Origin of the sequence: Rummeliibacillus stabekisii (assembly GCF_007988965.1) — a bacterium.
In the GTDB taxonomy this organism is placed as follows: domain Bacteria; phylum Bacillota; class Bacilli; order Bacillales_A; family Planococcaceae; genus Rummeliibacillus; species Rummeliibacillus stabekisii.
Genome location: NZ_BJVD01000008.1, coordinates 1 through 13,159 on the forward strand (window position 1 = coordinate 1; position 13,159 = coordinate 13,159).

The 13,159-nt window shown below is 39.5% G+C and carries 12 protein-coding genes; 2 read left to right on the forward strand and 10 right to left on the reverse strand.

The features are described 5' to 3' along the window. Window positions 1–271: 271 nt before the first annotated feature. Window positions 272–1,147 (reverse strand): nucleotidyltransferase-like protein, encoded by an 876-nt coding sequence (locus tag RST01_RS12165; protein WP_147197163.1) that lies wholly within the window; start codon window positions 1,145–1,147, stop codon window positions 272–274. 127 nt (window positions 1,148–1,274) lie between these two features. On the opposite strand from RST01_RS12165, the gene RST01_RS12170 reads away from it, so the two are divergent. Next, window positions 1,275–1,655: a YgzB family protein gene (locus RST01_RS12170; protein WP_066789689.1), complete on the forward strand. Its 381-nt coding sequence runs from the start codon at window positions 1,275–1,277 to the stop codon at window positions 1,653–1,655. Window positions 1,656–1,814: 159 nt separating this feature from the next. Here RST01_RS12170 and perR read toward each other — a convergent pair whose 3' ends face one another. From perR to bcp, 3 genes are all read right to left on the reverse strand, one after another. Beyond that, the gene (gene perR, locus RST01_RS12175) at window positions 1,815–2,258 is read right to left on the reverse strand and encodes a peroxide-responsive transcriptional repressor PerR (RefSeq protein ID WP_184117575.1); all 444 of its coding nucleotides are present in this window, start codon (window positions 2,256–2,258) and stop codon (window positions 1,815–1,817) included. 133 nt (window positions 2,259–2,391) lie between these two features. Continuing rightward, a complete protein-coding gene (locus tag RST01_RS12180; protein WP_147197166.1) occupies window positions 2,392–3,333 on the reverse strand; it encodes a D-2-hydroxyacid dehydrogenase in 942 nt (313 codons plus the stop codon). 3 nt (window positions 3,334–3,336) lie between these two features. After that, complete coding sequence (bcp, locus tag RST01_RS12185) at window positions 3,337–3,810, reverse strand: thioredoxin-dependent thiol peroxidase (protein WP_147197168.1); 474 nt, start codon at window positions 3,808–3,810, stop codon at window positions 3,337–3,339. Between the two features lie 307 nt (window positions 3,811–4,117). Between bcp and RST01_RS12190 the strand changes: the two genes are divergently transcribed. Next, a complete protein-coding gene (locus RST01_RS12190) occupies window positions 4,118–5,212 on the forward strand; it encodes an FUSC family protein (RefSeq protein WP_147197170.1) in 1,095 nt (364 codons plus the stop codon). Between the two features lie 47 nt (window positions 5,213–5,259). Here RST01_RS12190 and RST01_RS12195 read toward each other — a convergent pair whose 3' ends face one another. The 6 genes from RST01_RS12195 to RST01_RS12220 form a co-directional block, all read right to left on the reverse strand. Beyond that, window positions 5,260–6,156, reverse strand: a complete 897-nt coding sequence (locus RST01_RS12195) for an ABC transporter permease (protein ID WP_147197172.1) — start codon at window positions 6,154–6,156, stop codon at window positions 5,260–5,262. A gap of 16 nt (window positions 6,157–6,172) precedes the next feature. Next, on the reverse strand, window positions 6,173–7,177 hold the full coding sequence (locus tag RST01_RS12200) for an ABC transporter permease (RefSeq protein WP_147197173.1): 1,005 nt from the start codon (window positions 7,175–7,177) through the stop codon (window positions 6,173–6,175). A 101-nt stretch (window positions 7,178–7,278) separates the two neighbouring features. Next, on the reverse strand, window positions 7,279–8,892 hold the full coding sequence (locus RST01_RS12205) for an ABC transporter substrate-binding protein (RefSeq protein WP_147197175.1): 1,614 nt from the start codon (window positions 8,890–8,892) through the stop codon (window positions 7,279–7,281). A 23-nt stretch (window positions 8,893–8,915) separates the two neighbouring features. Then, the gene (locus RST01_RS12210) at window positions 8,916–9,905 is read right to left on the reverse strand and encodes an ABC transporter ATP-binding protein (protein ID WP_147197177.1); all 990 of its coding nucleotides are present in this window, start codon (window positions 9,903–9,905) and stop codon (window positions 8,916–8,918) included. Then, entirely contained in the window at window positions 9,877–10,896 is a 1,020-nt protein-coding gene (locus tag RST01_RS12215) for an ABC transporter ATP-binding protein (RefSeq protein ID WP_147197179.1), read from the reverse strand. The genes RST01_RS12210 and RST01_RS12215 overlap by 29 nt, the downstream gene beginning before the upstream one ends. Window positions 10,897–11,364: 468 nt before the next feature. Beyond that, on the reverse strand, window positions 11,365–13,113 hold the full coding sequence (locus RST01_RS12220; RefSeq protein ID WP_147197181.1) for an ABC transporter ATP-binding protein: 1,749 nt from the start codon (window positions 13,111–13,113) through the stop codon (window positions 11,365–11,367). Window positions 13,114–13,159: the final 46 nt, after the last annotated feature.

A 13,159-nucleotide genomic window follows, 5' to 3' on the forward strand; every position in this document is an offset into this window, starting at 1 on the left:
CCGATGATGACTTTAAAACTAACAGTTGTTAGTAAGTTTAAATGATTAACATCTTACTTGTTCAGTTTTCAAGGTTCATTTTGTTGTCGCCTTAACGACTTATCTATCTTATCATCTTCGTTTTTTCTTGTCAACAACTTTTGCAAAAAAGTTTTTATCAAGTTTTAGTGAAGTAATCTCGTCATCTCTTAATGACAATTAATATAATACAATAACATACAAACCAATGTCAACATGTTTTCTAAATAAATTTAAAAACGACCAAAATCAATTAAATGGTTGTTGGGTCAATCTTATAGTGTCTATGATATAGACCATTGCCTTTTGTTTCAACCGTTTCTACCTGAATAAAACCTTTGCTGATTAAGAATTCGATAAATACCTCAAGATCCACTGAATAATTTTTCAATTCTTCGTGTTCATGCAGCTCTTGAATTGTCCAGAAATCTTGCTGTGCCATAACATTTAATATATGACGTGCTCCATCTGCAGTGCGTGAGTGGATTAGAAACTCACTTGCTAAAAATAAAAGCTCTAGTCTTTTTTCAATTGTTTCATCACTGCCAATCAACTCTTTATATAGTTTATAAATTTCCGCATCAATCAGTTTAACTTGAGACCACACAGTTATTTCTGGATATAATCCTTTATCCAAAATAGCTAACCGGGCAAAATGATGCAATGACTCTATCATATGATCATAAGCATCTAAATGATTGTCTTTTTCAAAACATACTTTTCCTTCTAAATACTGGCGAACAAGTTTAGCAAACTCAATACCCATCTTAATATTCCTTCCATAGAAAGGGAAATCCTTTACCGTCTGCTTTAGATTGGTTAGATACTCATTGCGGTCAAACAAAATTTTGCCGAAAAGAATCCAATCTATTAACTTCTTGTTTGTACCGACTAGTAGCCATTTATGCAGCTGCTTTTCTGTAATAATATGCATTGCCGCTTTTTTGCCATCAAATGTATAGTGCTTTGTGAAAACAGGCACCTTATTTTCTTTTGTAATGATCAATAATATCGTATCAAATGTGTCTGTCTTCGGGCTTACGTCTTCTTTCTTTCCTACTATAATAACACCGAGTGTGTTTGGCCTACTTGCGCGTTCCTGGTAGATTGGACGAAGTAACTGCTCCATGAAAAATCCTCCTCAGAAAAGTTATAGTTTAATTCGACATCATTCATTCAGATTCCTCCTTGGATTACCAATTCATATTGCCTTACATGTAGGATTTTAGTATCCTTGACGTTAGGAGGCTTGTAAAATGACATCCAATAAAAAACCTTATAAAAGTAAAATCAATAAAATCCGTTCGTTCGCTCTTATGTTAATCTTTGCCGGTTTTATAATTATGTATGGTGCCATTATATTTAAAGAACATCTTTGGCTCGTTATCATTTTTATGACACTCGGTATACTCTGTATTATAGGAAGCACAGTCGTCTATGCTTGGATTGGATTCCTATCTACCCAAGCCGTGATGGTTGAATGCCCTAGTTGCCATAAACATACAAAGATGTTGGGCCGCGTCGATATGTGCATGTTCTGTAGTGAACCTTTAACAATAGACAAGTCATTAGAAGGTAAAGAGTTCGACCAAGATTATAACAACAAGTCAAAACATGGCCATAAACCTGAGCTTTAATTAGACAACCCTTGTTTCCAATGGAACAGGGGTTTTCTTCTATTTATTTTAATAGTCTACCATATTGCACTCTTTAAAGTGAAACGACACTCGAGATTTTCCATTACAGGAATAAAAAAAAGCCGCACGCGATTGGGGTGCAGCATTCCACTTATCGTTCTATTGTAATTTTGTTGCTTTTTCTTCGCAGTCTGGGCATGTGCCGTAGACTTCTAAACGATGGGAATTCACTTTGAATCCTGTCACGTGTGCAGCTAAATGCTCCACTTCATCAAGGCCAGGATAATGAAAATCCACAATCTTGCCGCATGACTCACAAATAATGTGATAATGCTTTGTCGTCACAAAATCAAAACGGCTTGCATTATCACCATAAGTCAATTCTCTAACAAGTCCTGATTCACGAAATACACGTAAATTATTATATACAGTTGCTACACTCATATTAGGGAATTTATGCTCTAATGCTTTATAAATGTCATCGGCAGTAGGATGCGACATCGTCTCTATCAAATATTCTAAAATCGCATGACGTTGAGGAGTAATCCTTACGCCGGTAGTCTTTAACGTGTCTAGCGCGCTCTTAAGTTGTGTGTCGGACATCGCCATGCACCTCACTTCATAAGTATTATTTATTTATAATCGTTATAAATAGTTTACTTAAAGTGAGATGCAATTGTCAATATTTCTAACTGTCGAATACTATTTCGGCTATTCTCGAAGCGCGTTCAAAACGTTAATATCCTTTCAATGGGTCAATCTTATTTGTTACGTCCTGCTCTCCTTTTAGCCACTTTTCTAGATTTGGCTTGAAGATCTCCATGCTTCTCTCAAGATAGCGGGATGATTGGCTTGAGATGTGGGGCGAAACAGTTATATTATCCATCGTCCAGAAAGGATGGTCTTCCGGCAATGGTTCATCTTCAAACACATCACAAACTGCATAAGCTATTTCTTTTTGCTCCAAGGCTCTTTTCAACACATCCGTTTCAACCAAATCGCCACGTCCAAAATTCATAAATAAAGCGGTATCTTTCATTGCTTTAAAATGGTTGTCTTTAAGCAGATAATGCGTTTCTTCCGTGCTTGGCAGAACAGAAATGACCGTATCCACTTGTGGCAACACTGATTCTAGGTTCGCAAAATCAACCATTTCGTCCATATAGGCTGCTGTATGACCAGAACGGTTACACCCGATTGTCTTGACTCCAAAGGCTTGTAATAACCTGCCAATTCCCCCGCCTATCGCACCTGGACCAAGTATTAGTGCTGTAGTGCCTTGAATTTCCGTAGATTTATGCTTTCGGCTCCATTCCCGCTGTTTTTGTTTTTCGTATATCCAAGGTAGTGAACGATGATAGCTTAAAAGATGAGCAAGTACCGATTCTGCCATTGGCGTTTTATGTATGCCGCGTACATTGGAAACAACAATCCCCTTCTCTGCAATTTCTTTAAGAGGCATTTTTTCCAAACCTGCTGAGCACACCATAATCCATTGTAAGTGTTCTGCTTCATCAACGTGTTTTTCCGTCAGGTCTTCACCATAAGTTACTACTATATCTGCGTTTTTCAGGCCATCGTCAATTCGGTTTTGAAAGACAAATTCTTGGTCTGGAAAGTTCTTTACTAAGTCTTCCTTTAAATCAGGCCGTGGATCGAATGTAAAATAAATGTTCATAATCTATTCCCCTTTGCCGCTTATAGTATTTAACACGTCTTCGATATGGTTTTTAACACGGACTTTGCGCCATTCTTTCTCAATGATCCCCTCTTTATTAATAAAGAAGGTAGAACGCTCGATGCCCATATACTCTTTGCCATACATTTTCTTTAACTTCCACACACCATACTTTTCTGCAACAGTGTGATCCTCATCTACAAGCAAGGAAAATGGAAGGCCGTGTTTTTCAATAAACTTCGAATGTTTTCCTTCATTATCTGGACTGACACCAAGTATTACTACATCTAAATCCGAAAACTCTTGGTGTGCGTCACGGAAATCACATGCCTCTGTGGTACATCCCGGTGTCATGTCTTTCGGATAAAAATAAAGTACCACTGATTTTTCTCCTTTAAACGCTTCCAGTGAGACCATATTTCCGCTTTCATCTTTCAAGGTAAAAGCTGGTGCAATCTTGCCTTCTAGATTGTTCATTGTATTCCCTCCGATTTTAATAATATTTTCTATTCTCATTGTAACAATTTCTATGGTATTTTGTAGAAAGTTTGACTACAATAAGATGATATAAATTGTCTGCTTTAAGGAGCAGTATGAATTTGCTTTCAACTGCTTATTTCGAAAGCCCGATTGGTTCTGGTCACATCTGCATAACCTTTAATAAGGACACGTTGTGATTTTCAATATCTTTTGGCGGGTATGAGTTAGAGGAAGAAGAAAACTCGAACATCAGGAATGGATTATTTATTTAATAACGTAAAGAAAGAGAGGGAACTAACTTCAAATGAAATTAGGTGCCCGTATTTTAAAAACTGGATTGGCAATAATCACTGCACTGTATGTGGCCAAAGCCTTGCATTGTCCAACTCCTATATTTGCAGGTATTGCGGCTATCTTTGCGATGCAGCCGTCTCTTTACCGGTCTTATCGTACAATTATTGAACAAATACAAGGGAATATTATTGGTGCAGTCATAGCTGTTCTTTTTGTTTTCATCTTTGGCCATGAGTATGTAGCCGTCGGGTTGGCAGCAATCGTCACCTTATCATTAATGATCAGACTTAAGCTGGAAAGCAGCATTTCCCTTGCCTTGGTCACGATGATTGTCATTATGGAGGCCCAAGGCGCAAATTTTATCAACTTTGCACTCATTCGATTTGCAACCGTAATGGTTGGCGTATTTGCCGCTTTTATTGTCAATTTAATTTTTCTTCCTCCGCGATACGAAACACGGCTCTTTTCTGCCATTAATATCGTACAAGATGATATCATTCGTTGGATTCGGTTAGCAGTGCGCCAAGCATCTGAGCACTCTTCTACGAAACAATCATTGCGCGGGCTGAAACAACGCTATGAGCGCATTAATTCTTTATACTATTTATTTAGAGAAGAGCGTGCACATATAGGCAAAAGTAAATATATTAAAGCTAGAAAGCTTGTGGTCTATCGCCAGATGATTGCGACCACATTAAAAAGTATAGAAGTGCTAAATCGATTGCATCTTCATGAAAATGAAATCGCCAATCTCCCTGAGCGATTTCGTATTATCATTCAAGAAAGATTGGATTACTTATTAACGTATCACGAACAGCTCTTCTTGAAATATTCAGGTAAATTGAAGTCAGAACCAACAACATGGGTGGGACAAGAAGAGTATTTACAGCGCAATGAAGTAATGGATATCTTTGCAAAGCACATTGTATTTGCTCATGCCGATGAGGGTGATGAAGAATTTTCAAGCTACCATCTGCTTCACATTTTGTCCCGTATATTAGATTACGAAGAAAACCTTGAGCAGTTGGATACGATTATTATGGCCTATCAAAATCACCATGCAGATGAGCTTTTAAAAGTGGAGCTCGATAACCGTATAGAATAATCAACAAAAAAGAAGTGGTTAGCATAATTTGCTGAACCACTTCTTTTTTAATTTTTCATTTTTGGGTCTAGCGCATCGCGTAAGCCATCCCCCATTAAATTGAAGCCTAGAACTGTCAGCATAATCGCAAGTCCTGGGAAAATCATAGTCCATGGTGCATTGATGAGGTAAATCCTTGCATCCGCAAGCATTTTCCCCCACTCCGGCTGAGGTGCTTGTGCGCCAAGTCCCAGGAAACCGAGTGCTGCCGCTTCGATAATCGCAGAAGCAATAGCAAGCGTACCTTGAACAATAACAGGTGTCATTGAATTCGGCAATACATGAGAGAATAGAAGTCGTTTATCACTCATCCCAATTGCTTTTGCGGCTGTTATATATTCCTCTTGCTTCACGCTCAATACCTTTGAGCGAATTAATCGACCGAAGTTCGGTATATTGATGATGCCAATAGCGATTAGGGCATTTTTTAATGATGGACCTAAAATAGAAACGATTGCAATGGCTAATAGAATACTAGGAAAAGCTAGGATAATATCAAAGAGTCGAGAGATAACAGTATCAACAAACCGTCCATAATAGCCGGCAATGATGCCTAATAGACTGCCGACAATGACAGAGCCAATAACTGATAAGAAACCAACCATAAGTGAAAGCCTTGCACCATGCACCACACGTGAAAAGATATCTCGTCCGAAGTCATCTGTGCCAAACCAATGTTCTGCAGACGGAGCTTGCAGGCGCTGGCTCAATTGTTGTTCGTTAATCCCCTGCGATACGATCAGTGGACCGATAAAGGCAAGTAAAATAAAGAACACGACAATGATGGCACCAACGACTGCTATTTTGTTTTTTCTAAAGCTGCGCCATGCTTCTTTCCATGGCCCTACTGTTTGGTCAGTTGGTGCTTTGGCATTTGGCGCTGCATTTGGCGCTATTTGAGTCATAAAAAACGCCTCCTTCTTAGTTGTATTTAATTCGCGGATCAATAATGCTATACAGAATGTCCACAACTAAATTAATCATTATAAAGATAAACGCCACAATGAGAATACCGGACTGAATCACTGGATAATCACGGAATCCAATGGCGTCATAGATATACCTTCCGATTCCTGGCCAGCTGAAGATAGTCTCTGTTAAAATTGCACCGCCAAGCAAGAGGCCTGTTTGAAGTCCGATTACTGTCAAGACGGGGATAATCGCGTTTTTCAAAGCATGTTTGTAGACAACGAAAAACATTTTTTGTCCTTTTGAACGAGCTGTGCGTACATAATCAGAACGCATTACTTCAAGCATGCTTGAACGTGTCATCCGTGCAATAATCGCCATTGGAATGGTCGCTAACGCTAGAGCTGGCAGAATCAAATGTTGAAGAACTACTATAAACTGATCAAAACGCCCTTGAATCAATGTATCAATGAGATACAAGGAAGTAATCGGATTGACCGGGTTACGCGGGTCTTCACGTCCTGAAGTTGGTAAAAAGTCTAATTGAATGCCGAAAATCCATTGTCCCATTAATCCTAGCCAGAAAATCGGCATAGATACACCAATCAACGCAATAATCATCGCTGCATAATCGAACCAAGAATTTTGGAACCAAGCAGAAATAATACCGGCATTGACGCCTATGATTACGGCTAAAATCATAGCGCATAGGGATAATTCCAGCGTTGCAGCTAAGTATGGCCATAATTCGTCGGCTACTGGTGTTTTGGTACGCATTGACTCACCTAAATCGCCCGTTATCAAATCACCTAAGTAGTGGAAATACTGTATATACCATGGGTTGTCCAATCCTAGGCTTGCTCGCAATGCCGCAACGGCTTCTTTTGTTGCTTGTTGGCCTAATATCACTTGGGCAGGATCACCAGGAATTGCGCGGATTATTAAGAATACGATAAATGTCATTCCGAGCAAAACAGGGATTAATTGTAGCAGCCTTCTGCCTATATACCGAAGCATATCCTCACCTCTTTATCATGTTGTCATGGCAGATTTATAAAAACTCACCTTCCATTAACAGAAGGGAAGGTGAGTCTACTCTTTCAAAATGCCATTTTGTATTATTTAAAATCAACTTGAGATAATAGATCAGATCCCGTTGGATGCGGCTTGAAGCCTTCAAGATCAGCTTTGCCCGCTAATAATGGTGTTGAGTGTGCAAGCGGTACCCATGGCGCTTGTTCTGCAATAATGTCTTGCGCCTTTTTGTACAATTCATTACGTTTTTCCTGATCTGTTTCTTTTTGTGCTTCAAGCATTATTTTATGCGTTTCGCTATTTTTAAAGTACGTATAGTTGTTGCTTCCGATATTGCTTTCATCTAGTAATGTGTATAAGAAGTTATCCGGGTCTCCATTGTCGCCGGTCCAACCTAGCAAGAATGCATCTGCTTCTCCTTTAGATGCTTTATCTAAATAAGTAGCCCATTCATACGTTACAATTTTTGCTTTCATGCCTACATCTTCCAGGTTCTTTTGGATTGCTTCAGCCACTTTTTGGCCATCCGGCATGTAAGGACGTGGTACTGGCATTGCCCATAATTCGATTTGTTTGCCATCATAGCCAGCTTCTTTTAACAATTCTTTCGCTTTTTTAGGATCATACGTATATTCCTTCACATCATCGTTGTAGCCTTCAATTGACGGTGGCATTGGGTTTTTCGCCACTTCAGCTTGACCTTCGAAAAATGCATCGATGATTGCTTTCTTATCGATTGCATAGTTAACAGCTTGACGCACTTTCACATTGTCAAAAGGAGGTCTAGTAACTGTTAATCCAAGGTATCCAACGTTCATAGAAGGACGTTCAAAGATTTGCAATTGATTGTTGCCCTTGATGGAAGCAGCATCAGATGGATTGATACCATCTGCCAAATCAATTTCACCTGTATTTAATGCATTCAAACGAGCTGAGTTATCAGGGTACGTACGGAAGACAACTTTATCTAATTTAGGTTCGCCATCTTTCCAATACTCTTTATTTTTTTCGATTGTAATAGAATCATTGCGTTTCCAAGAAACAAATTTGAATGGTCCTGTACCTACAGGGTTGTCGCCAAATTTATCTCCTTCTTTTTCAAATGCTGTTGGGCTCGCAATACCGAATGAGCTCATCGCAAGGTTTTTCAAGAATGGTGCCTGAGGTTTATTTAGCGTAAATACTACTTTGTAATCTCCATCAGCTTTTACTTCTTTGATGACAGCATCCTTGTCACCTTTAAAGCCGCCAAACATAGATTTAAAGTAAGGGAATTTATCTGCATCCCCGTTCATCCAACGTTCAAAGTTTTTCACAATTGCCTCTGCGTTGAAGTCAGTGCCATCATGGAATTTAACGCCTTCTTGTAAATCAAATGTATAAGTCAAGCCATCTTTAGAGGCTTCCCATTTTGTTGCTAGGCCGGGATGCAATGTAGTGTCTTTTTCTCCGAATTCAATCAGTGTTTCAAAAATATTCTTTGTTACTTTATATGATTCGCCATCTGTTACTGCAATCGGATCAAGCGATACAGAGTCTCCCCCGCGGCCAAAAATCAATGTCTTCTCTTTTTCATTGCCGCTTTTGCCGGTATCCCCGCTTGCACCATCTTTGCTGTTTGACCCGCAAGCTGCAAGGATGGTCGATAGGAACACAATCAACAATACACCGAAAGATAATAATTTCCTTTTTCTCATTGAATAACCCCCAAATTCCCTTTTTATTTATCATTAACATAGCCTTCGTCATATAGATGACAGGCTACAGAATGACCTTCTTCAACTTCTATTAATATTGGAACAACTGCTGTACATTGCTCCATCTTGAAAGGACATCTTGTATGGAAAGTACACCCTTTCGGTGGATTAGAGGGGCTTGGAATATCGCCCGATAACAATACATGCTCTCGCTTGAAATCTGGATCTGGCACAGGCACTGCAGAAAGCAGGCCCTTTGCATATGGGTGAAGCGGATTGGCATAGAGCTTTTCGCTTTCAGCGAGTTCAACCATCTTTCCTAAATACATCACACCCACTCGATCACTGATATGCCGTACAACCCCCAAATCATGCGCGATAAATATATAAGTAAGCTTTAAATCTTTTTGCAAATCTTGCATAAGATTTAATACTTGTGCTTGAATCGATACGTCTAGTGCTGAAACAGGCTCATCTGCAATAATGAGCTTCGGATTGGTCATAAGTGCTCGAGCGATGCCGATTCGTTGCCTTTGCCCACCACTGAACTGATGTGGATAACGATTGGCGTGATAACTTGATAACCCTACGATTTCTAAAAGTTCGAGCACCTTTTTCTTTCGTTCCTTGGCATTGCCCAATCCATGGACGATCAAAGGCTCTTCTAGTATTTTGCCAATCGTGTGCCGCGGATTAAGTGATGCAAAAGGATCCTGGAAGACCATTTGAATTTCACGGCGCGCCTTTCTCATCTCAGCATTCGATAGTTTTGTTAAATCTTTTCCTTCAAACTCAATGGAGCCCTCTGTCGGATCAAGCAGTTTCATAATCATTCGCCCTGTAGTGGATTTCCCGCAGCCGGATTCTCCTACTATGCCTAAGGTTTCTCCCTCATATACATAAAACGACACATCATCTACGGCTTTGACGTTTCCTTGTTCTTTGCCTAGAATTCCTTTGCGAATAGGAAAATACTTTTTTAAGTTATTTACTTTCAACAATGGCTCTGTCATCAATGTGTGCCTCCTTGCCGCTTACTAAAAAGCATCTTGTCTTATGGTGCTCTCCTGTCTGATAGAGAGTAGGGTTCTCCTGTAAACAGCGTTCATGCGCCCATTCGCAGCGTGCAGCAAAACGGCAACCCTGCTTAATGCTTCCGGGTTTTGGTACATTTCCTCGAATGGAGTATAATCGATCCTTCTTAAACCTCATATCAGGCACAGATTGGATTAATCCTTTTGTATAGGGATGCTGTGGATCCTTAAAGATCAAATCAACAGGTCCTTCCTCAACAATTTGCCCACTATACATAACGACAACTCGTTCACACGTTTCAGCCACTACGCCTAAATCATGCGTGATTAGCATAACAGCCGTATTAAGCCGTTTATTTAAATCCCTCATAAGTTGGAGGATTTGGGCTTGAATCGTAACATCCAACGCAGTTGTTGGTTCATCTGCTATCAAGATTTTTGGATCGCAAACTAAAGCCATTGCAATCATGACCCTTTGCCGCATTCCTCCTGATAATTGGTGAGGATATTCTTTTAGCAGCTCTTCTGAACGGGGAAGCCCCACTAACTTCATCATTTCAATGGCACGTTCTTCTGCTTTTTTCTTGGACCATTTTTTATTGTGAATCAAAATGGCTTCCGTTAATTGATTACCTATTGTAAAAAGGGGATTCAACGATGTCATAGGCTCTTGGAAAATCATCGCTACTTCTTTCCCTCTAATTTTTCGCATTTCTTTATCCGAAAACTTTGCTAAGTCCGTGCCTTCTAAGAGAATTTCACCGTTTGTGACCTTTCCTGGCGGGGAAGGTACAAGCCCCATAATAGAAAGGGACGTTACGCTTTTGCCGCAGCCTGATTCTCCTACTATGCCAAGAATTTCACCTTCTCTTAGCGAAAAATCTATGTTATCAACTGCAGGAATTGCTCCATCCTCTGTAAAAAATGTTGTTTCTAAACCTTTAACCTGTAATAGCTCCTTCCGTTCCATCCCATCACTCCCTCAAGAGTCTTATCTTCTATTTTATATATATGCGCTTAAAAGCTCGTTCCTTCCTCGCTCTAAAGTTTAATAGAGTGATTAAAGGTACCCTAAACCGTTTTAGGTCGTATTGCATAATTAATTGCAATATATTTCTGAATTATCTATTAATCATAATATTTTGTCAATAGTATTTTTACTTTTGAGCTTCTGCTAGATTCGTATATATATGAGATAAGACACTCCTTTTCGACTGCGAACAAAAAGGCCTCCACGAAATGGAGGCCGCAGACTGTGGAGAGAAGGGTTGGAAATCGAAATGATTTTAACCCCTTCTGTGTTTTCTGCTTCTAAATCAGCAGAGGAAAAATCAACAGTTTTAGTAGTGATTCTATAAAAAAAGACTGCAGGCAAACTCTAAACCCATGAGTTTGTCTACAGTCTGAGGCCTTATCAAAAATGGAGGCCGATTGAACGTTATTCTAATGTTTGGATATGGAACAAGTTATGATAAATTCCATCCTGTTTTTCTAGAAGTTCTTGATGGGTGCCTTGTTCTTTCAACTCTCCATGATCAATGACTAAAATCTGATCTGCATGTGTAATCGTAGATAGACGGTGCGCCACGATAACCGTTGTACGATTATGCGCTAGCCTGTCAAGAGATTCTTGAATCAATGCTTCACTTTCTAGGTCAAGGGCAGAAGTAGCTTCATCCAAAATAAGGATAGGCGGGTTCTTTAAGAACACTCTCGCGATGGCAATCCGTTGTTTTTGTCCGCCGGATAGTTTTACGCCTCTTTCGCCCACTTTTGTATCATACCCCTCAGGAAGAGACAATATAAATTCATGGGCATTGGCGGCTTTGGCAGCTTCAATGACTTCCTCGTCTGACGCATCTGGATTACCCATTAAGATATTCGCTTTCACAGAATCGCTAAACAATATATTATCCTGCATAACAATACCGATTTGGGAACGCAATGATAGGAGTGTCGTTTTCCGAATATCCACCCCATCGATTTTTACAGCGCCCTTTTGGACATCATAAAAACGAGGAATCAAGCTGATGATCGTGGACTTACCACCGCCACTCATACCGACAAGCGCTACCGTTTGGCCCGGAACAATGTCAAAGTTAACATTTTTCAGTACATCTTGCCCGTCATCATTATAGCGGAAAGACACATGGTCGAATTCAATTTTCCCCTTCACTTGTGGTAATGGTTTAGCATCCTTCGCATCTTCTACTTCATAGGTTTGGTCAAAAAGCTCAAACATGCGGTCCATTGATGCAACGGCTTGTGTTAATGTTGTAGACGAATTAACTAATCGACGCAATGGATTGTACAAGCTATCTATATAAGCAACAAAAGCAGCCATCGTACCGACAGAAAGATGTCCATTAATTACTTCATAGCCTGCAAAGCCGATAACAATTAATGGAGCAATTCCTGTAATCGTATTAACTACTGCAAAGGTCTTCGCATTCCATCTTGTTTGGTCTAATGCTTTGTTTAAGAATTCTCCGTTTGTACCGCTGAATATCTTTTGTTCATGTTTTTCTAATGTAAAGCTTTTAATAATATTCATGCCTTGAACACGCTCATGCAGGTAACTTTGAACACCTGCCAATGCCTTTGATCTTTCCCTTGTTAGTGAACGCAGACGGCTAAAGAAATATCGTACACTAATCGCGTAGAATGGAAAGGCGATTAAAGATACAAGCGTTAACTTTACATCCAATTTCATCATGACAACGATGGCAATAATAATGGTAGATAAGTCAATCCACACATTCATTAACCCAGTCATGACAAATTCTTTTGTTTGCTCGACATCATTGATTGTTCGAGAAATGACGTCTCCTACCCGATTATTGGAATAGAATTTTAAACCCAACTTTTGCAGGTGAACATATAATTTTTGGCGAATATCGTACAGAATATTATTACTTAATTTTTGAGCTAAATATTGACGATAGTACTCAATTGGCGGACGAATTATGAAGAAAAGAATTGCGGTACCGCCAAGCCAATAAAACAGTTCCTTTGTTTTCATTTCAGTCGAGAGGTCTTTTGCGCCTATAATATCATCTATGACAATTTTAATAAGCACTGGAGTAAAAAGTGGTATAGCAAATTTAATAACTCCGAGTATAAAAGTGACAAATATATTCACTCTATATGGTTTGACGAAGCGCAAATAGCGTTTCATACTGCCCAATTACATCACGTTCCTTTCAAACGAAAAAAAGCTGCCCTGATCCGCC